Here is a 21,854-nt window from a genome sequence, read left to right as displayed (position 1 = left end):
ATGTCGCTTGCGCAATGGGAATAAACGGTCTTGTACGGTCTTGACGCAAGGTCTGATTAAAAATACATCATGAGTATAACGATTTACCTTCATAAATTAAATTTTTGCGGCTTTTTATTCAGTTATAGTCGCCATTCAGCGCACTTAATATTGAACGGTTAAAGCTATTAAAAACAGAGAAATAAAACCTTAAAACTAATTAAATATTCATCTTATTGTTCCGGTGATCGCTCTCTGTCATCATTACCAGCCATCATTCTCTGTCATTAGCAGCATGGAGGTTACCAACGTTAAAACCAAGCTATTATTGAATACCACAGGTGGGCATAACATCTTATAAATTTGGTAGGTCTTTAACTGGACGAATATGCCTAAAGCTCGCAAAGCGGGGAATGCCTTTTTTTGTTACGCCATAATATTTGAAGGTGATCCAACTGTGCATTGGTGGCGGATATTGACGCTGTTTCATACTGAACCCTGTTCCAATTTTAAATTGTATACCCTCGGGCGTTTCTACAATAAGAGAGCCCATCATGCCAACGAACTTCCCCTTTCCTCTTACATAGCCAATCACTTTGGCTTCTGCATCGCTATACCGTTTCGCTTTTAATAACTGATTACTGCGCCCGCTCTGATAAAAGGCCGCTTTGTGATGTAGCATTAAACCTTCACCGCCCTTTGCGGTGACCTCATCGATTTTCGCTTCAAGAAGCTTCTGAGAACTCAGCGTAAATTGTGGGATTGTAGCCAAACTGTTGCTATCTGCTCCCCTCACTAATGATTCCATTGTAGATAAGCGCGAGGCAAAAGGTACATCACTGATGGGCATATCAAACACCATCATCTTCACCGCTCTCCAGCGTTCATCAGGCGTATGGCTAAGTACAATAGAAGCGATGGCTTCAAAGCTGCTACGCTGAGTCCATAGCTCTCCATCGAGCGCTACGTTTGGCCAGTTTTGGGTGAACCACGCAGGTGCGTGAATGACGTTGTCGTTTCGGGTAAGAAGCTGTGTTCCCGTCCAGCGGGCCCGTACGCCATCTAACTTTTCGCTTACGAAATACTCAGCAATATTGATGTTATCACTTGCCTTGTAGGTCGCTGCCAATTGGATGGGCGTACTAGTCTGCCCGGGCACTCGTTGTATTGGATTAGAGATTACGTTAGCAACGCCAGATATTGGTTTAGCAGCGTTAAGCGTTAGTTTAGTAACGTTAGACACTGGGTGAGCGACGGTGGCGGCGAATGACACTGGAGGCAAGCTTGTAGCGAGTATTAATACTAAGGTAAAACGTTTGATATTCATTTCGACATTCTTGTTAAAAAACAAAAAAGCTTACGCTGATACCCCCTGGAGTAAACTGGGCTTAAGACGGGTTTATATGAAGACAGAGAAATTTATGTAGGAATAGGAGATATAAAAAAGCCCCAACCGAAGTTGGGGCTTTCACACTAAATATCATTTAACCGAGGGTTAAATTTGAACTTAGCCTACTGTTTTAACAGCAACGCTTGGCGAAAATTTAGGCGCAACGGCCATGTCTTCAGCCGGTGGAGCGAAGTCAGTAAGGTTAATACCCTTAACCGCCGCTTTGTACTCTTCCATCGTTGGGAAACGACCTAACACGGCAGATAGCACTACCAATGGCGTTGAGCCTAGCAGAGATTCACCTTTCTTCTCGTTAGAGTCTGCAACAACACGACCTTGGAATAAGCGCGTAGAAGTAGCAATTACCGTATCACCAGGTTCTGCTTTTTCTTGGTTACCCATACAAAGGTTACATCCTGGACGCTCTAGGTACATGATGTTGTCGTACTTAGTACGTGCTGCTTCTTTCGGCTTGTCGTCGTTAAACTCGAAACCAGCGTACTTAGTAAGGATATCCCAATCGCCTTCCGCTTTTAGCTCATCAACAATGTTGTATGTTGGTGGGGCAACAACAAGTGGTACGTTAAACGACACACTGCCATTTTGCTTTTCTAAATTACGAAGCATTTGAGCGATAATCTGCATGTCACCTTTGTGAACCATACAAGAACCAACAAAGGCTAAATCAACTGTTTTGCCGTCGTAGAAAGAAACTGGACGAATAACGTCATGAGTATAACGCTTAGAAACGTCGTCGTTGTTTACGTCTGGGTCGGCAATCATTGGCTCATCGATTTGGTCTAAATCAACAACCACTTCTGCGTAGTAGTTTGCATTGTCGTCTGGTGCCAGTGCTGGCTCTTCGCCAGACTTGATTTCAGCAATACGCTTGTCTGCAAGGTCGATAAGACCTTGAAGCATATTCGCATCATTATCCATGCCCTTGTCGATCATGATCTTGATACGTGTTTTAGCAAGCTCTAGTGACGCAATCATAGTTTCATCGTTTGAAATACAGATTGACGCTTTCGCTTTCATTTCAGCAGTCCAGTCTGTAAACGTGAACGCTTGATCAGCAAGCAGCGTACCGATTTGCACCTCAATAACACGACCTTGGAACACGTTCTCGCCGCCAAATTGCTTCAGCATTTGAGCTTGAGTAGCATGAACAACATCACGGAAATCCATGTGGCTCTTCATTTCGCCTTTAAACGTCACTTTTACCGACTCAGGAATTGGCATCGCCGCTTCACCTGTCGCAAGTGCTACCGCTACCGTACCCGAGTCAGCACCGAATGCGACACCTTTAGACATACGAGTATGTGAGTCACCACCAATAATAATAGCGCGATCGTCAACGGTAATATCGTTCAATACTTTGTGAATAACATCAGTCATTGCATGGTAAACCCCTTTAGGGTCACGTGCCGTGATTACACCAAAGTTATTCATGAAAGACATAAGCTTAGGAATATTAGCTTGGGCTTTCTTATCCCATACCGATGCTGTGTGACAGCCAGACTGGTATGCACCGTCTACAAGCGGAGAAATCGTTGATGCTGCCATTGATTCTAGCTCTTGGCATGTCATCGGACCGGTTGTATCTTGTGAGCCTACAATATTTACTTTAACGCGAACGTCTGAGCCAGCGTGAAGCGGGGTCTCAGACTTAACGCCTACCGCATTGCGGTTAAAGATTTTTTCAACAGCCGTTAGGCCTTGGTTCTCTACAGACACTTCTTTCGAACGTGCGTAAACTTCTGGTACGTCTGTGCCTAACACTTTCGCAGCAAAAGTTTGTAATTGCTTACCAAACGTTACCGCGTAAGAACCACCAGCTTTCATAAACTCCATTTTTTGCGGAGTGAAAGCGCTTGATATATCAGCAAGTTCTTCTGAGCCGTTGAACAGTTTCTTCGCTTTAGTATCGATCGTTAGTACGGTACCAGTCGCAACAGAGTATGCTTGCTCTAATACTGGGTCGCCGTTCTCATCACGAACCACTTCACCGTTAGCATCCGTCTTTTTAACCCAGTTTTTAAGGTCTAAACCAATACCGCCGGTAACGTCTACTGTGGTTAAGAAGATAGGCGCGATACCGTTAGTACCTGCCACCACTGGCGCTTTGTTCACAAATGGAATGTAAGGGCTTGCTGCCTCACCGGCCCAAAGTGCAACGTTATTCACACCAGACATACGCGAAGAACCTACGCCCATGGTGCCTTTTTCAGCAATAAGCATTACTTTAGCGTTAGGGTGCTTTTTACCTAGCTCAACAATTTCTTGCTGTGCTTCAGGGGTGATCATGCACTGACCGTGTAGCTCGCGATCTGCACGAGAGTGAGCTTGGTTACCAGGAGAAAGCAAATCAGTAGAGATATCACCTTCTGCAGCAATATAAGTCACTACATCAATTTTTTCTGGAACGTCAGGCAGTTTAGTAAAGAACTCTGCTTTTGCGTAGCTCTCTAGGATCTCTTTTGCTATCACATTACCTGCGTTATACGACGCTTCTAAACGTTCTGTATCAGCTTCGTATAAGTAAACCTGTGTTTTAACTACTTCAGCAGCAGCCTTAGCGACGGCTTCGTTGTCTGAAAGTGCCAAATCCAGAAGTACTTCAACAGACGGGCCACCTTTCATGTGTGAAAGCAGCTCTAACGCAAACTCAGGTGTAATTTCAGCAACAACTGACTCACCTAGTACGATTTCTTTAAGGAATGCAGCTTTAACACCTGCAGCACTTGTTGTACCTGGCAGTGTGTTGTAGATGAAGAAGTTAAGAGAGTCTTCACGGTGCTCGTTATTCGTATCTTTAATTTGAGCAATAATTTCTGACAGTAAATCGGCACTGTCGATAGGCTTAGGGTGTAAACCAAGTTCCGCTTTACGGGTCTCGATTTCGGCCATGTAATCTGAATACAAACTCATATAATTCTCTCGGTCTTGGTTATACGTAGGTATTTTTATACGCAGGGTTTAATTATACGTCGGTCTTAGCTATACGCATGAAATTATAGTGGTTATTTTAACTGATTTTTAAGCGTCAGGTAATCATTAGAAAACGGCAGAATGGCGCAAAGCCCTATTTACACTTTTTATTAACTTCGGCGTATTTACAATTTTCTTACTTGTCAGTTAAAAGCCAATTGACTAAAACAAAAAATAATCAATAATTATCATTGAGTTAGGAAAACGATCTAGCGTTAAACTACTTTTATACTGCTTCTTTGGGCAATATGAAAAGCGAGCTATACAAAGTACGACTTATCTTAGGTATTTCTCGTATTTATGGTCGAACCAGATGAAATAATAAACAATAATGTAGTAATTTTACAATATTTTCTAGTTATTGAATTCTCTGTAACTAATCTAAGTTTGTTTCAGCGATAAAAGGGTTAGGGGGGAGTAACTGTATCAGCTCGGCTCTTTCCCCATCAGTCAGCACATAAACACCGCCATCGTTTCCTACCGCAACATCACGAACCCTTTGATTTACCGAAGAAAACACCTTTCGATATTGAAAAGGCTGGCTTGATAAGTCAACCGCATAAAGCGCCTTCGCTTTTAAGGCCGAAACAAGCAAGTGATTAGAGAGTGCCGGAAAAGTATTGTGGTTGTATATCGCCATAGACGATGGCGCTATAGATGGCGTCCAATCCACCAGCGGATTCACCATGCCTTCGTAATGATTAAAGGGGGAAATGGTTGCCCCAGAATAGTCCCTTCCTAGCGTAACCACCGGCCAACCATAGTTCGCTCCAGGCGTCAGCTGGTTTAGTTCATCGCCGCCATCTGGGCCGTGTTCATGCAAGTAGACGTCACCATTTTGCATTTTCACTAACCCTTGTGGGTTCCTGTGCCCCAAGGTATAAACAAACGGTGCATTATTAAAAGGCACATTTGAGGCAGGCTCTCCTTCTAAAGTAAAACGAAGCACTTTCCCTAACTGTGAACTTAATACTTGGGCCTGCTCGCGGTAATCGAAACCGTCTCCTGTAGTCACCAACCAAGTGCCATCATCCATGACCACCAGCTTGCCACCAAAATGCACAGGCGTAGCCTTGCTGTCGTTAATTTCTATTACTGGTGTGAGTGCTTCAATTTGCCCATCATCAGCCAAAACACCGCGCATGATTGCCAAACGATTCGCGTCGTCGGTGCCCTTCGAGTACGAAAAAAGAATGACTTTCGAGGTGCTAAAATCAGGAGAAAGCGCCATGTGTAGCAGACCGCCCTGCCCTTTTTGATAAAGCTGTGGAAGGGGTAATTTTTGTTGAACCAAGGTTTTTCGAGCTGATGCTTGTGCTGAGCCGGCTTGTTGGGGCGAAGATGGTTTGTCAGAACTAACCACAGTAGAAGGTACGGTGACAATCGTGCCGTCTCGTTCTGCCACTAGCCAGCTGCTATCGGGCAATTGCAAAAGTGCTTTCGGATAATGTAAATCTTTGGCAATTGCCGTCGTTATTGCTGTATCAGACGTTTGCGCCTTAAGAGCACTTTTACCTGATATATTTGCTGAAACACCAAACGCTGACTGTACATTCAAAAACATGAGCAACAAAATGGCTACATGTCGTGAAATCGATTGTGTCCGATGTTTTTTAAATCCGCTTATTTTGTAAACTCGCATTTTATTAATAGCCATTTTATTACCTAGTCTTGCCGACTCACTATTGCTAAACAGCATTCCCTTACCCTATTTATTACGCTACCTTAGCATGCAATAGTAGTTTGATTGTTATAACACCTTAAAATAGCGGAAACAGCGGTTATGTGGTCTTTTATCAAAAGTTTTCTTCCTGCGTGGTTAGCAACCTTTCTAGTGGCTAGCAGTTTACACACGTTTCAAGTACTGAATGCACTGTCCAGTATTGGGGTAGAAATATCATCCACTGAGTGGTTATCTACTGCTTGGAAGGATGCCGTAGGCTTGCTACCCACCTACGGCATTATCATCGCTGTTGCACTGTTACTTGCGTTCGGGGTTGTCACTATCATTCGCAAATACGCGATAAAGCACGACATTAAAAAACCTCGCTTTATCACGTTAACGAGTGTAGCGGGTGCAAGCAGCATTGCCGTTGCGTTACTTGCCATGCAGCCTATTCTTAACGTCACGCTTATTGCGGGAGCGCGCGGGTACGATGGCTTTTTACTTCAATGTTTCGCAGGACTATTAGGTGGTTTCATTTATGGCTTATTGCGGGCAACGAGTGAGTCGGGTGCACTTTCAAATAGGTAATAGCCGCCACTCCCAACGCTAATGTCACACAGGATCCACGCTTAAACCTTGCTCAAACCAGCGATCCCCAGCCCCATTCAAATTTATTCAAACTGTCAGCAACCATCACTGAGGTGAATGTTTAGCTATAATGTAATAGGTATGTAAATAAAAATGAACATTTGTTACTGTAGCGACATAGTCATCTTTCATTGAAACCTCTCATTCAGGATAAAGCATTATGTTAACGTACCCAGAAAACGTTACTTGCCTGGCCGACAATATTGAAGCCGTTCTTACTAAGCATGCTGATAAGCCTGCGTATACCGCATTGGGTCAAACCCTTACCTTCAAAGAAATAGACGAAAAATCTGCTGCCTTAGCGCGCTACTTCACTCATGAAGCCAAGCTAGAAGCCGGCGACAGAATTGCTATCCAGCTGCCTAACCTTATTCAAAACCCTATTGCCGTTTATGCTGCTTTGCGCGCAGGCTTGGTAGTGGTTAACACTAACCCGCTTTATACCGAGCGGGAAATGAAGCACCAATTTACTGATAGCGGCGCAACAGCGTTAGTTATCTTAAGTGATTTACTGCCAAAATTTGATGCCATTAAAAGCGACACTCAAATTAAAACCGTTGTTGCTACATCGGCGACTGAATTATTAGATGCTGCTACGGCGCCTACTTTAACAGGTACTGTATCGTTAACTGATGCGATTAACGCCGGTGCAGATTTGCCCGCCGTGGTAAGACCTAAAACAGAGTTTGAAGCCCTTGCCATGTTGCAATACACGGGAGGAACTACAGGGGTATCTAAAGGCGCATCCCTTAGCCATAAAAACGTTATGAGCAACAGCGTTCAAATGCTTGACCACCTAGGCGGGTTCTTCAAGGAAGGTGAAGAAGTGGTAGTTTGTCCACTTCCTTTGTATCACATTTATGCCTTTACTGTTTGTATGATGGCACTATTCGCGAAGGGCAGCCATATCGTGCTTATTCCGAATCCTCGTGATATCGACGGTTTCATTCAAACATTAAAGCCGCATAAAATTACCGCGTTTGCGGGCATCAATACTTTGTTCGTTGGTTTGGGTCGTCACCCAGAATTTGCCAAGCTCGACTTTTCAAAACTGCATTTAACCATGTCTGGTGGTACAGCCCTCACTCAAGGCGCAGTATCTATATGGAAACAAGTAACAGGCAATACTATTACTGAAGGTTACGGGTTGTCAGAAACCGCGCCAGTGGTTTCTTTTAACTTACCTGGCGAAGAAGAAATTGGTACCGTTGGTAAACCACTGCAAGATACTGAAGTTGCGTTGCTAGACAGCTCCGATAACCCGGTAGGCGAAGGAGAGTCAGGACAAATTGCGGTTCGCGGACCGCAGGTTATGCTGGGCTATTGGAACAGAGACGACGAAACCGGAAAAGTCATGACAAAAGATGGCTACTTTAAAACCGGTGATATCGGCGTTTGGGTAGCATCTGGCGCACTTAAAATTGTCGATCGCTTGAAAGACATGATTATTGTTTCTGGTTTCAATGTGTACCCTAATGAAGTAGAAGATGTACTCACTGCCCATCCAGATATTATGGAAGCCGCTGTAGTCGGTAAACTAGATGAAAAATCTGGTGAGCGAGTATGCGCGTTCATTACCGTCAGCAAGCCAGTTACTAACGATGACATCATTGCGTTTTGCAAAGAAAGCTTAACCAATTACAAAGTACCTAAGGAACTTACCGTTTTAGAAGAGCTGCCTAAATCTACCGTAGGGAAAATACTCCGTAGAGAGCTGCGTTCAGCCTAAATTAACTTAGCCCTACTTGCCGTTAATGTGAATAAAATCAGGTTATTGCTACCAAAGAATAACCTGATTTGTTTGCTGCAATATCATTTCCGTTCTATAAATAATCTATTAAGCCCAACGTAAGTTTACCCCAACGCTGTGAACTCCCTTTTAATCAAGCAAATCAAAGCTGCATTTTCTTGTAAAAACAACGAAGAAGGCGAACTTTGGTTAGACGATATACTCAATAAAACTACTTTGTTAGACAATCATGATGCATCCCGCCTTACCACTGGCCTTAGTGCATTGCTTGCCTCTATTGACAATACATACCGCCAACATGGTCTTGAAGCCGAAGATGAGACGACAAGCGGCGGGTACGCATGTCAAAATAGTATGGATAGACAGCCTTTAGAACAAGGGCAAACCTCGCCTCAAGAATTAGCAGCCATTACAGATAACCTTGTTCAATCGGTCAATACATTATTAACGGCGCAAGCGCGACCTGAAATTGATAACGACATTGCTAGCTTAACCTCGCTGTCCACCTTGGTCTTAGACTTAATTACTGAGCAACAACACAACGAAAACGACATGCTGATCCAGAGACGAGCAATGGATCAGCACAGCATAGTGGTCACGCTCGACTTAAACGGCACTATCTTAAGTGCTAATGATAAGTGCTGCCAGTTATCTGAATTTACTCGGGACGAGCTTATCGGGAATAATGCGGATATGCTCAATGTTAAAAATGTCCCCTTACCCACACGCCTCGCTATTCTGAAATCCTTATTTGAAGGTGAAATTTGGCACGGCGAGCTTCAAAGTATCACTAAGTCCGGCACCCCTTGGTTTGTATTTTGTACCATCGTACCCAATGTAAATGATCAAGACCGTGTTGAAAACTTAGTCGTACTTTGTACCGATATTTCCAATCAAAAAAGGTTAGAAAAAAGGTTAGAGACAGGTAGGCAGTTTTATCAAAGCATTACTAATAGCATTGGTGAAGGCGTATATGCTGTAGACGCCAATGGCAAAACTCAATTTCTTAATCCTGAAGCATCACGTTTATTAGGGTGGGAATTAGAGGATTTACAAAGTCATAGATTTCATAATGCGGTTCATTATCAAAAAGAAGATGGCACACTCTTATCTCGAGAGGATTGTGCAGTCAACAATGCTATTTGTGAAGGAAAAACCTATAGCTCCGATGAAGACTTCTTTACCGATAAGCGAGGACGTATATTTCCTATATCAATTGTTGCAGTTCCCCTTCAAGACATTCATGGCAAGCCCAATGGGCATGTGGGTGTGTTCAGAGATATAAGTGGCCGTAAAAGGTTAGAGCGGCAGCTACAGCATGCCTACCAAGAAGCCGCTAAAGCCAACAAGGCCAAGGGGGATTTCTTGGCCACAATGAGCCATGAAATTCGCACGCCTATGAATGCCATTATTGGCTTAACTCATTTAGCGCTTGAAAGTGATAATCAAGCGCAGCAACAGAACTACATGTCCAAGGTGAGAGGTAGCGCCACCTCGCTGCTCACGCTAATAAACGGCATTTTAGATTTTTCAAAAGTTGAAGCCCAACAAATTGAATTGCACCACGCTGATTTTAATCTTGCCGATATGATGAACAAGCTCGCGCAAGTGTTTCAACATAAAGCGCGTCAAAAGCACCTACAGTTACTTTTCGATATGCGTTTAGACACGGATGTTACCTGTAAAGGTGACAGTGACAAGATTTATCAGGTGCTGGTTAACTTATTGGGAAATGCAATTAAGTTCACGCGTCACGGCTTCGTTAAATTAATCGTTAGCCAAGAAGGAGAGGCGCTTTCTTTTTGTGTGAGCGATACAGGTATTGGGATTGATGAAGACAACAAAGAAAAACTGTTCAAAGCCTTCGTGCAGGCAGATGCGTCAATTTCAAGAGAATATGGCGGTACAGGGTTAGGGTTGGCCATTAGTAAGCGTTTAGTTGAGCTAATGCATGGTGAACTTGAATTCACCAGTGAGCTTGGCAAAGGGACTAGCTTTTGTTTTACCCTGCCTGGAATGGTTTATGAAAAGGCTAATGAGACAATCTCAATAAATGCGAGTCAATCCGTGCCCCTGCGGGAATTGAATCACCCACTGCTGTGTGTGAATACCAGTCAAGATATGGATGAAGCGAACGATATTTTAGCTCACACCCTGTCGCGCCTTTCCATACCTTGCAGCTTTATTAAAGTAAATGCAGATGCAGATGCGTTCCCAGTCACCCCTCATGATGTAATTGTTTTGCTTCCCGCTAAGCCAGCAGCATGGCAAAAATTCGTCAACCACATAAAACTTGGTGAATATGAAAATTTGAACCTGATGTGTATTGTCACTCCCGTCGACACCGAAGAAGCCAAGCGACGATTACAATCTATCAAACTCAACACGCTTAATATAATAGAGCTACCTTTTACCGATGTTCACATCTTACGGGCATTATTCCCAACCTCTGGTTCCACATTAGCGACGCACGCTGATGGACTGGAAAGTAAACTCTGGCGTAAGCGACGCTTAGCAGGAAAGCACGCCCTATTGGTCGATGATGACAGTATTAGCCTTGAAATAGCGCAACAAATTTTACTTGATGCAGGGTTGAAAGTCACCACAGCAACCACTGGCGAGCAAGCCCTAGTATTAGGTAAGAGTAACAACTTCGATGTGGTACTGCTCGATTGTATTCTTCCCAATAAAAGTGGATTCACTGTTGCTGAAGAACTCAATAATTTAAACGGCTGGCACTGCCCTATTATTGCACTTAGTGCAGATAGTAGTAGCGAAAACATACAAAAAGGGTCTAGCGTAGGTATGTGCGCGCACTTACTAAAACCCGCAAGCGCGGCTGAGATATTACATGTCATCGATATCAACATTCACACTTCTGCAAATTTAAGTAACATGCATGACAGTGACGATCCCTACCTCACTTCCCTCGCTGAGTTTTACTTAAATTATGGAAATGCAGAATTACTCGCGCAGCTTATTAATATCATGGTTGAAAACGACTCAAAGCATGATGCCATTAATTCGCTATTGGACGATGCGAGAAAAATAGGGGCTGATACTTTGGTGGCCGCGTTAGAAGAGCTACCAAGCAGCCTTGAAAACAAAGCTAATTATGCGCATAAGATATCCAACATCTCTTTCGCTTTAGACGCCACTCTTCGACTTATTGCTCATACGCTTTCATTGCCAAAAGAGTATGATGAAAAAGAAGTAGAAGAGACACTATCTATCTCAGATTTATCAGCGGTGATCACTAGCCTTGAATCTTACGATGCTGAGGCGGTATCTCTACTATCAGCGCTATACCACAAACATGCAGCATCAACATCGGCATCGGTACATGCCTTAAACCATGCAAGGCAACTTGTTAGTGTTTACGATTACGGCCGAGCACTTGAAGAACTTTTACGCCTAAGGGATACACTGCTAAATGGCTGATAACCAAAAATCGAAAAAGACGGACTTTAGCATTTTAGTCGTCGACGATGAGCCAGCAAATATCGATTTATTGCAGGGTATTTTATCGCCCTATTATCAAGTAAAAGTAGCGCCCACTGGGCATATCGCATTGAAAGTCGTAGAGCAGTTCACCCCAGACCTTATTTTACTCGATATTATGATGCCGGGTATTGATGGGCATGAGGTATGCAGACAAATTAAAACTTCACCAGAACTTGCCCCCAGGCTGGCTAAAGTGCCTATCATCTTTGTTACGGCTTTGGGTCAAGGTCAAGATGAAGAAAAAGGGTTCGAATTAGGTGCAGTAGATTATATTACTAAGCCTATCTCACCCGCATTAGTGCTTGCTAGAGTAAAAACTCACATCTCGTTAGCACATCAAGTAAGAGTAACTGAACAAGAAGTTAAAATCAGAACGCAAGAACTGCTTCGTAGCCAGCAAAGTGCTATTAGCATGTTGGCCGCTGCGGGACATTACAACGATACTGACACCGGCCATCACATTTGGCGCATGGCTGCATATTGTCAGTGCTTAGCGTTAGCCTCTGGTTGGTCACCTGAAGATGCCTCATTACTGGCACAAGCCGCGCCTATGCACGATACCGGGAAAATAGGTATCCCCGATAGTATTTTAAAAGCCCCTAGACGACTTACCTTCGATGAAATGGAAGTGATGCGTACTCATGCGGCTATTGGGTATGAAATATTAACTCGCAGTAATTCCCCCTTATTTAGCTTAGCCGCAGAAATTGCGCGCTATCACCATGAAAAATGGGATGGTAGTGGCTACCCTTATGCATTGAAAGGTGATCGAATTCCGTTGAGCGCTCGCATTGTGGCAATTGCAGATGTGTTCGATGCCCTGACTATGAAACGCCCTTATAAAAAGGCATGGCCGGATGAAGAAGCATTTGCCTACATTGAGAGTGAATCGGGCAAGCACTTCGACCCACAATTAGTGTCTGCTTTTTTGTCTATCAAAGAAGAAGTATTGAAAACAAAAGCGTATTGGAATGAACTTGAAGCTAGAAATGAACTCCCATCGATAGAAGCGTTTCTTCCCTGAGTCCTTATGCTTGAAGCCCTAACTCCCTAGGGCTTGTTTGAATGACGCTAATCAGCGAATGCAGTTTATCTATGCAAAATACTACGGTGAAACCACAGATTTAAACGATGATCTGTTAGTTCATTTTTCTCTAAATTATCAGAATAAAATTGTCATATTTAATCGAATAAAACACGTCTTTTTTTAGAATTGGGTTACCGGTATTCCTCCCTCATATAGGGCGTTGGAGGAACATACTATGACTAACACACACATTTTCACCCTTGCTGCACTACTCACTCTATTACTTACCCCATTTTCTGCTAACAGTAGCGAAAGCCAATCGCCTAGCTTATGGCCAGCACCAACACAAAGCGCTCATGGCTACGCTATCGACTTCATACGTGGAGAGGGCGCGGTAAATGGCATCAAATTAGCCTATCAATACAATATCGATCAGCCTTTAAACGTAAGTTGGCCTATGACCTTAACCATGGAAACCAGCGCTAACTTTTGGGAATATGGTGACGATAATCAGTACGACTCAAATATTGTACTCGCCCTTTCACCTATTTTACGGTTTCCGCTAACCACAATGTTTAACAAGCCTATCGATTTAGAGTTGGGCATTGGCGTGTCGTTACTAGATGATACTCAATTTGCAGGTAAAGACGTGTCTACCCACTATCAGTTTGAAGATAGAATTGGATTTTCAACCACGTTTGGGCAATACCAAGAATACCGCGTGTCTCTGCGCTACTTTCACTATTCGAATGCAGGTTTTAAAAAGCCCAATCCAGGGTTAGATTTTATATCGTTGTCATTTAGCCAACGGCTTTAAGAGTAAGACTTCAGCCTAGTGAGCTATTAACTACAACAACACAAACAAAAACGCCGCCGGCTCGTTTAGATGCCTACGGCGTTTTGTTATCGCGATTATCCTTTAAGCGTGCTAGCTGTTGCGTCTAACTGTTACCAAGCTCAGCTTCAATGATTTCGGCTTGTGTCTTTTCAGATTGCACAAACTGTTTCCACTGCTGCGCCATAGCACGGCTTTTCTGATGCTTTTCAGCTTCAGCAAGTTGGTTAAGTGCTAGTGCATACTGCTTTTGATTGTAAAGGGCCATGCCTTTAATCAAATATACCAAACCAGGGTTACGCATCTCGCCTTTTTCAATCGCGCGATCTGCTGAGGTAATCGCCTCATCCCAACGTTGTTCATTAAGCAAAATTTGCGCTAGCTGAGCATCTAACTCACCGTCTTCTGATAATTCTGCTGCTTGCATCATTACCGGAATCGCCTTGTCCTGCTCTTTGGCGAGAGTCCAGCTTTGACCTAAAAACTTAAGATTACGAAGGTTTTCTTCCAGCACACCCTCTTTCATAGCTTGTTCCATCAACAATGCACCTTTGTAAGGAGCACGGTGATAGTAATAAAGCTGAGCCATGTTAAAGATATCCGCTGGAGATTCTACAAAACCCTGTTGGTAAGCGGTTTCCATAATGGCAAGCTGCTTACGCTCTTCACCAAGTTCGCCGTACATGCCGGCTAACTGTATCCAATACTTTGGTTCGCTATAAAGCTTTACTAGCTTGATCAAAACATCTTTTACTTTAGCAGGCTGCTTAAGTTCATAGAACACCGCGCGTTGAAGAATAAGCCATGCTTCATCGGGCAACATGCCTTCTGCTTCATGTTCTTCAATGGCTTGTGTTATCCAATCAGCTGCATCATCGTAACGCTTGTTCTGGTAATACGCCTGTGCTTTTAACACCTTATTTTTAGGTGGAATCACACCGTTGTTTAATACTTCCCAGCGTTCGATAAATTCTATCGTTTTATCGTAGTTACCTTGCATCAAATGCAACTGCGCTAAGCTGAAAAGTGTCGACATCTCGAACTTCTCAGGAATAGGTTGCTGGTTTACCACGTTTTCAAACGATTCTAGGGCTTTGTCGTAATTTTCGTCGTTGTAGTAAATGAAGCCGAAAAAGTTATACATCATGGCTTTTTCGTAACTATTCATAGAGTCAGCTTTTTCTTCTACCTCTTTAAGAATAGCAATAGCTTCTTCTACATCGCCTGCATCATCGGCGGCTGACTGTGCACGTGCTAATTGCTCGTACACCTTCCCGCGAAGTGTAGGAACACGACGGGTTTTCTTATCACTGGCTTTTTGTTCCTGGGCAACCGCATTATTGGCAACCAACATAGTAGGAACAGACACAGTTGCAAAAACAACGGCAAACGCCAGTGCACTAAGCAATGTATTCGTTTGTTTTATTCTCATGTCATTATCCGTCTATCTGGAAGGTAATACGGTTTTGAATACCAGACACTTCCGTGGCTTCGCCATTTACCACTCGCGGCTTATACTTAAACTTCATTGCTGCATCCATTGCTGCTTGTTCAAATATACCCTCTGGGTTGGCTTCTATCACGATAGGATCTCGCACTGCGCCTTGCTTAGTTACCGTAAATTCAACAATAACAAAGCCTTCAATACCACGTTGTAAAGCACGACGAGGATACACCGGCGCCACCTTAACAATAGGTAAATACTCGCCATCACCAGACTCAAGGGCTAACCCGCCGTCTAATGAAATATCATCACCAACATCTGCACCGAAATCCATAGACGTCCCTTCCGCATCAGGAGTGGGTGAGTCCATTTGAGGCTGCTCCATTTGTGGTGGTGGCTGATCTGGCTTAGGCGGCTTTTTAGGCTTACGGTCTTTTTTCTCGACCTGTTCGTCCTGCTTAACCCTAACAAAGTCAAGTACACTACCCTTTGGCGGTTCCGTTAACGCACTGCCACCCATCTTGATAAGTGATTGCATCAAGAAGAACAGGCCTAACGTGATCGCAAGGGATATAACAAATGCGATTATATATCGTGGCATGATTTATGGCTCTTGAGCTGCAATCGAAACATCAAAAACACCTGCCGCACGGGAGGCATCCATAACCTTAATAAGGGTTTCAGTCGTTGATTCTTTATCTGCTTGAATCACAACAGTACCCTGCGGGTTTTCAGCGTGTAGACGCTCGATGTTAGCCTGTACTGCGCGCTCATCGATACGACGCTTATTAATCCAAATCTCGCCTTTATCAGAGATAGCAATAAGAATGTTAGCGCGGTCTTTTTTCACAGCAGTAGCTGCTTCAGGGCGGTTAACATCAATACCCGCTTCTTTCACAAACGATGCGGTTACAATAAAGAAAATCAACATGATAAATACAACGTCCAGCATGGGCGTCATATCGATGGCTGCTTCTTCTTCATCAACTAGGTTTTGAAAATGTTGCTTCATAATTTTTACCTTACCTTAATGCCGTAGCATTAACGTTGAATAGTCAATGCATCCTCAAGATGCGTGCGTTCAGATTTCACCATACGGTTAAGCCACGTAGAGGCGAATACGCCTGAAAGTGCACCAACCATGCCCGCCATAGTGGGGATAGTGGCTTTCGATACGCCTGATGCCATAGAGCGGGCGTTACCCGAACCTGCAATGGCCATAACATCGAACACTTCAATCATACCGGTTACCGTTCCCATCAAGCCAAGCAGCGGACAAAGCGCAACCAAAGACTGAATAATCGGGATACTACCGTTAAGACGCATAGTTAACTGTGAAATCGTTTTCTGACGAACTTGCTGTGCAATCCAAGAAGCGCGGTCGTTACGTGCAGTCCACATAGATACCGCTTCTTTCTTAGCTTGCTTATGCCAAATCATCAGATACATGGCACGCTCGAGGATCAAAAGCCACATAACGAATATCAGCAGACCGATGACCAGAAGAACCTGGCCACCTGTTTCTGTGAAATCGCGAATTGCTTCCAGAAACTCGATCATGATTAGCTCCGCTCTGCGCGCTCTGCAATAACGCCAGATGCCTGTTCTTGTAGGATATATACAATGTTCTTAGAACGTGTATTCAGCATGGCGTATAGCAAAGTCATAGGGATTGCTACTACTAGACCAAGAACCGTCGTAACTAGTGCTGTTGAAATACCACCAGCCATTAGTTTCGGGTCGCCTGTACCAAATAAGGTAATGGCTTGGAATGTATTAATCATACCGGTTACCGTACCAAGTAAACCCATAAGCGGCGCTACTACTGAGATAATCTTTATGATAGTAAGGTTACGCCCTAGCTTAGGTACTTCGCCCAAAATCGCCTCAGTAAGGTGAAGCTCTAGTGCTTCAACATCAGCGTTTGGATGCTCGTCACGTACTTTAAGTACACGGCCAAGTGGGTTGTTGGTTTTAACTTCTTTGCTCTTAAGCTGCTTGTTCACTTTCATGCGAATAAGCGACAAGGTAATCAAACGCTCTAGGGCAAGTAACAAACCGAACGCGCCAACGATAAGGATGATGTACCCTACTACGCCGCCTTGTTCAACACGCTCTTTAAGATTGGGCGCCTGAACTAGAAGACCTAGAATTGAACCACCTGTTGGGTCGATACCAAACTGAACTAACTCACCACTTGCAGATTCTTGAAGTTCTGCAGCTGAGCTGTTGTAACGGTCAGCAGGCTGACGGATAAGTTCTGAAACTGTTCCGGTCACACCGTTGTACTCAAGGTATTTACCGTCAGCAACTAGCGCGAAAGGTCCTACGCGTACCACTTCTTTCGATACTTTCTGACCACCCGCTTCAACGACGTCAGTAGTGAATTTGGTGACTTTCCCTGACTCAGTCATTTCACGTTGCATTTCAAACCAAACACGCTCAATTTCTTCGATAGAAGCAAGCTTTGAGCTAGAGCCCATGTCTTGTGCCATTTTATCAAGGAAGTCTGAACGACCTGTGATTTGAGCCGATACTACTGAGTTATAAAATTTGTTTTTCGTGTCGCCAGCAATTTGCTGAAGAACACCAAACAATTCTTTTAGTGAACCTAAACGTGTATCTAGCGCACCGTTAAGGTCGGCCAATTTAAATTCATTTTCTTCAAATCGTGTTTCAAGCTGCTCTGACTGTGCCAACATCTGGTCACGACGAGCGCGTGTATCGCGCAATACTTGATCTTGCTCAGCACGTTGAGCAACAAAATCTCGCTCACGTTGTTTATTTTGCTCAGACTGTGCAAATTGTCCCTCTTCAAGCTGCTTAAGCAGTGCGTCTAGGTCCATTGCGCGGTCGTTTTGTGCTACTGCACCAGCGCTTAAGCTAAGGGCTACTAGGCCAAAAGCGATACGTTTTACTGAATTAAACATTCTCATCAACCTCTTAGTCTGTAATAGCCACTGGTAACATTAGCAAGTCTGGGGCAAGTTGTTTCTTCGCCATGCGCAGACCTTTAGTAATTTGTGTGCGGTAGCTACTGTCTAGCTCTTCCCACTGGCGAGTTTGCTTGTTCCAAACACCTTGTGAACTAGCATCACGAGTTTGATAAATAAGCGCTGTGCGACCTAAGCGTAAAAACTCTACGTCACGCTCTTGACCATTAATAGTATGCAAGCCGCTGTAGGCTTCCATGGTGCGACCGTAGTCCATCTCAACTTGGTACGCTTCCATTACACGACGGAACTTCTCAGACGCGGCTACATCGGCGCGGTCCATCATGGCTTTCAAATCCATAACGCGGTTTTTGCGTTCTTCAGGAAGAAAAGGTACGTCTAGGGCAATAAACTGTTCCATGCCGTCAATCATACGCATCATAAGCGGGGTAATTTGACGCTCAACAACCGATACTTCATCAATAGCGGCGTTCAAGTCATCCATTTCTTGTTCTTGGCTGCTAATTTGTTTACGAAGTTGAGTGTTATAAACTTCCAAACCTTCAATTTCTTTCATCAAAGTTTTGAATTGCTGAAGTTTACTGTCAATCTGATCGGTAATGCCGTTTATTTTTTCCTGCGACTTCGCAGCAGATTCATTAATTTTCGCCGCCTCATCGATAACGGGATTTAGTACTTCATCGTCTTGTGCTAGTACAGGTGTCGCTACAAGCGCGCCTGCAATAAGCAAAGAATTGATAAGCTTCATACATTCAAACCTTTAAAGTTAAAAGAAATCGGGATTACCGACTATAAAATTCTGGGCGTAGGATAGGAGTTTTCCATGACAGTTTTATTACATAACCGTCATATTCAGCAGACAATCGCGCAATAAAAAGCCCGGACAATTCCGGGCTTTTTAAATTAGAAGTCGTAACTTACACTAGCACTAATACCTGTGCCGACGGTTTCACGGCGCAACAAGAGTCCTTCTTGTTCAATTTCCTTATCCTCGTTGAGGATATTTTGAAACTTCAGTTTGACCGTAGTGTTGAAGTCAGGATAGTAAGTGTAAACAAAATCCAAAGAATGGAATGGATTTTCTATCCCGTCTTCGAACCCGCGAACACCTGGTGCAATAATTCGCTCACCAAAAGAGTTATACACCAATGAAGCCGAATGCTCTCCATTGTCTGAATCCCAACCTAATTGAAGGTTAGCAACCCACTCAGAGTGACCCACTAAACGACGTTGGTCATTAGTAATAGTCGCTGTAATGGTGCCGCCATAAGCTTCTCGTGCTTGCTGTGAGAACAAAGAATCTTGATCACCGCTGCCAATGGTCACTTCTGAATCTGATATCGTCATGTTACCAGATATAAAGAAGTTACTCATTGAATCGCTGATGAAGCTGAGGTCGTGTAAAAACTCCACTTCAACCCCATATAACTCACCTTCTTCGCCGTTAGCGGTAAGCAGCTGAGGTACCCCCTCACCGCCATCGAACTGAACCATCTCGATAGGGTTTTCCATGTCTTTATAAAATAGAGCAACAGACACGTTATTCCCTTGAGACATGTACCATTCCCAGCGAACATCTATGTTCATAAGCTCTGTTTCAACCAAAGATGGTGAACCACGAACAAGGAATTCGGTAAGCGGATCGATAAAGAATGTAGTACTGATATCACGTAAATCAGGACGAATTAACGTTTGGCTGATGTTGAAACGATATTGCATTTCATCACTGGCAATATAGGTTAATGCGAATGAAGGAAGAATATCGTCTTCATTATAAATACTGTCCGCAATTTCATCCGTTTCTGCTGCAAACTCATTCGAGTGTTCAACAAAAGGCACTGAGATTTGCTGGAACTCTTCCCAACGGGCACCACCACTTAAACGCCACTTTTTATCAATGAAGGCATCAACCATCAAGTAACCAGCAGTCAGTTTACTGGCTGCAGAATACTTATCACCTTCACCGGTATTGTCTTGAAATAGCGAGCTACCTGTTGAACTTGCATAGAAGTCAGGGTTATTAATATTTTCTTCTGAGAAAATATCATACAGTCGGTTGCCCACTTTAAATTCATCATTAATACCAAAATGGCGAATCGCTAAATCGATATTAACGGCATCACGGGTTTTCTCGTAATAATCAAAACCAGCTTTAATTTCGATGTCATACCCGTCTCCGTAGAAGGGGGTAGAGATATTAAAACCATAAGTATCAGATTCATCTTGAAGGCTTTGATATTGACGGTTTAAGTTAGTCCCTGAAGTATCATCAATACGCTCAAGCTCTAACGCACCTGCGTCGTCATAGAATAACTGGTAAGTGACTTCCATAATATCTGGCGCTTCACGCGAGGCACGGCTTGTACCTGCATACCAATCAAAAAACACACCGTTAGCAATATCGAGGAAGTTATGTGTCCCTTTCAACTGTGACGACACCATTTCACGCTCTTCGAAAATGATATCCATACGACTGAACTCTTCCACGCCGATGGTGCTTTCACTATCGTCGAAGTATTCACCGTCACGCAGACGGTCACGCATGTCGTGCAACATCATATTAACCAGTTCAATTTTGTGGTTACTATTTAACTCGTAACCCACATTAAACATGCCGCTCCAGCGAACATTTTGTTCGGTCGAAATCATGTCACGATATTTGGTGAAGCGAGGATTATCTTGTCCGCCACCAATATCATTACCCAATTGTTCTTCGGTAATTGACCATTCGTTACTGTAAGAAACCGTCGCTAAGAAACCCAGTACACTGTCATCGTCAAACGTGTAACGATTACCTAGGGTTGCGCCTAAATTGAAGTCTGGCTCTGCAGACTTACTTTCAGGGCCAATATCCCAGTTGAATGAATTCAATATTTCTTGTGTTTGCGCTAACGTGCGTGAAGAATCACCTTCAAAGCCGTCAGAGCCAGAAGCGGCAAGGTTAGATGCAATGATAGACGGCAAAGCACGTGTGCCATCGTCTCGTCCAGTCCAATCGTCGCTGCCACCTTCATAGAAAAATCCATCGTTACTGTTTTCTGAATTCCAACCTGCCCCACCAGACACACTGAAAACGAATTCAGTTGGAATAGATTTAGTACGAATATTAACGTTACCGCCACCAAAATGACCAGGCATATTGGGTGAAAACGATTTTTGTACGTTCAAGCTTTCAATGATACTTGAAGGGAATAAATCCAATGGAACCACTGAACGCGTAGGATCAGGGCTAGGTACTGTCATACCATTTAATTGTGTGCTTGAGTAACGTTCACCCAAGCCACGAACGTAGATGAATTTACCATCTACCAATGTCAATCCAGTTACACGACGAAGTGCTGCTGCTGCATCGCCATCACCGGTACGTGCAATTTGATCTGCACCCATGATATCGGCAACAAACGCTTGGTTTTGACGTTCTTGCATTACCGCTGTTGCAGTCCCTTTTAATCGGGTACCTGTAGCAACAACTTCTTCAATCACTTCATCTTCTGATTGTTGCGCTATTGCCGCTGTCGACAACAAACTTGAACCCAGAATGGAAGAAATGGCAAGAGTCAGGCTACCTAACTTGAATATTGACGATTGATTATTTTTCATTATGGAAACTCCTATGGGACTGTAGTTAGGAAGACCTTTCAACACAAAAGCTAAGGCGCACAAGCG

Annotated in this window: 15 protein-coding genes; 5 read left to right on the top strand and 10 right to left on the bottom strand. The window is 43.7% G+C overall.

What is annotated here, in order from left to right:
* Positions 1 to 334: 334 nt before the first annotated feature.
* From AV939_RS03930 to AV939_RS03920, 3 genes are all read right to left on the bottom strand, one after another.
* The gene (locus AV939_RS03930; RefSeq protein ID WP_057793821.1) at positions 335 to 1,306 is read right to left on the bottom strand and encodes a DNA ligase; all 972 of its coding nucleotides are present in this window, start codon (positions 1,304 to 1,306) and stop codon (positions 335 to 337) included.
* A 180-nt stretch (positions 1,307 to 1,486) separates the two neighbouring features.
* A complete protein-coding gene (locus tag AV939_RS03925; RefSeq protein WP_057793823.1) occupies positions 1,487 to 4,300 on the bottom strand; it encodes a bifunctional aconitate hydratase 2/2-methylisocitrate dehydratase in 2,814 nt (937 codons plus the stop codon).
* Positions 4,301 to 4,736: 436 nt separating this feature from the next.
* On the bottom strand, positions 4,737 to 6,059 hold the full coding sequence (locus AV939_RS03920) for a PQQ-dependent sugar dehydrogenase (RefSeq protein WP_057793825.1): 1,323 nt from the start codon (positions 6,057 to 6,059) through the stop codon (positions 4,737 to 4,739).
* A gap of 84 nt (positions 6,060 to 6,143) precedes the next feature.
* Here AV939_RS03920 and AV939_RS03915 point away from each other — a divergent pair, with 84 nt between their 5' ends.
* From AV939_RS03915 to AV939_RS03895, 5 genes are all read left to right on the top strand, one after another.
* Positions 6,144 to 6,614, top strand: coding sequence for a hypothetical protein (locus tag AV939_RS03915; RefSeq protein WP_057793827.1), 471 nt, complete (start codon positions 6,144 to 6,146; stop codon positions 6,612 to 6,614).
* A gap of 220 nt (positions 6,615 to 6,834) precedes the next feature.
* The gene (locus tag AV939_RS03910) at positions 6,835 to 8,403 is read left to right on the top strand and encodes an AMP-binding protein (protein ID WP_057793830.1); all 1,569 of its coding nucleotides are present in this window, start codon (positions 6,835 to 6,837) and stop codon (positions 8,401 to 8,403) included.
* A gap of 138 nt (positions 8,404 to 8,541) precedes the next feature.
* On the top strand, positions 8,542 to 11,865 hold the full coding sequence (locus AV939_RS03905) for a hybrid sensor histidine kinase/response regulator (RefSeq protein ID WP_063456553.1): 3,324 nt from the start codon (positions 8,542 to 8,544) through the stop codon (positions 11,863 to 11,865).
* Positions 11,858 to 12,952 carry a response regulator gene (locus AV939_RS03900; RefSeq protein ID WP_057793832.1) on the top strand — a complete coding sequence of 365 codons (1,095 nt, stop codon included), beginning with the start codon at positions 11,858 to 11,860 and terminating at the stop codon, positions 12,950 to 12,952. The genes AV939_RS03905 and AV939_RS03900 overlap by 8 nt, the downstream gene beginning before the upstream one ends.
* Positions 12,953 to 13,190: 238 nt before the next feature.
* Positions 13,191 to 13,772 (top strand): acyloxyacyl hydrolase, encoded by a 582-nt coding sequence (locus AV939_RS03895; protein WP_057793834.1) that lies wholly within the window; start codon positions 13,191 to 13,193, stop codon positions 13,770 to 13,772.
* 124 nt (positions 13,773 to 13,896) lie between these two features.
* Here the strand turns inward: AV939_RS03895 and AV939_RS03890 are convergent, their stop codons facing one another.
* The 7 genes from AV939_RS03890 to AV939_RS03860 form a co-directional block, all read right to left on the bottom strand.
* Positions 13,897 to 15,222: a tetratricopeptide repeat protein gene (locus tag AV939_RS03890; RefSeq protein WP_057793836.1), complete on the bottom strand. Its 1,326-nt coding sequence runs from the start codon at positions 15,220 to 15,222 to the stop codon at positions 13,897 to 13,899.
* A gap of 4 nt (positions 15,223 to 15,226) precedes the next feature.
* A complete protein-coding gene (locus tag AV939_RS03885) occupies positions 15,227 to 15,835 on the bottom strand; it encodes an energy transducer TonB (RefSeq protein WP_013785411.1) in 609 nt (202 codons plus the stop codon).
* 3 nt (positions 15,836 to 15,838) lie between these two features.
* The gene (locus tag AV939_RS03880; RefSeq protein WP_013785412.1) at positions 15,839 to 16,246 is read right to left on the bottom strand and encodes an ExbD/TolR family protein; all 408 of its coding nucleotides are present in this window, start codon (positions 16,244 to 16,246) and stop codon (positions 15,839 to 15,841) included.
* 29 nt (positions 16,247 to 16,275) lie between these two features.
* A complete protein-coding gene (locus AV939_RS03875; RefSeq protein WP_013785413.1) occupies positions 16,276 to 16,794 on the bottom strand; it encodes a MotA/TolQ/ExbB proton channel family protein in 519 nt (172 codons plus the stop codon).
* 2 nt (positions 16,795 to 16,796) lie between these two features.
* Complete coding sequence (locus AV939_RS03870; RefSeq protein WP_057793838.1) at positions 16,797 to 18,164, bottom strand: MotA/TolQ/ExbB proton channel family protein; 1,368 nt, start codon at positions 18,162 to 18,164, stop codon at positions 16,797 to 16,799.
* Positions 18,165 to 18,177: 13 nt separating this feature from the next.
* Entirely contained in the window at positions 18,178 to 18,936 is a 759-nt protein-coding gene (locus AV939_RS03865; protein WP_057793840.1) for a DUF3450 domain-containing protein, read from the bottom strand.
* Between the two features lie 155 nt (positions 18,937 to 19,091).
* Positions 19,092 to 21,788: a TonB-dependent receptor domain-containing protein gene (locus AV939_RS03860; protein ID WP_057793842.1), complete on the bottom strand. Its 2,697-nt coding sequence runs from the start codon at positions 21,786 to 21,788 to the stop codon at positions 19,092 to 19,094.
* Between the last annotated feature and the right edge of the window lie 66 nt (positions 21,789 to 21,854).

The organism is Alteromonas sp. Mac1 (assembly GCF_001562125.1).
Classification (GTDB): domain Bacteria; phylum Pseudomonadota; class Gammaproteobacteria; order Enterobacterales; family Alteromonadaceae; genus Alteromonas; species Alteromonas stellipolaris.
This window is presented reverse-complemented; position numbering and strand designations above follow the sequence as displayed.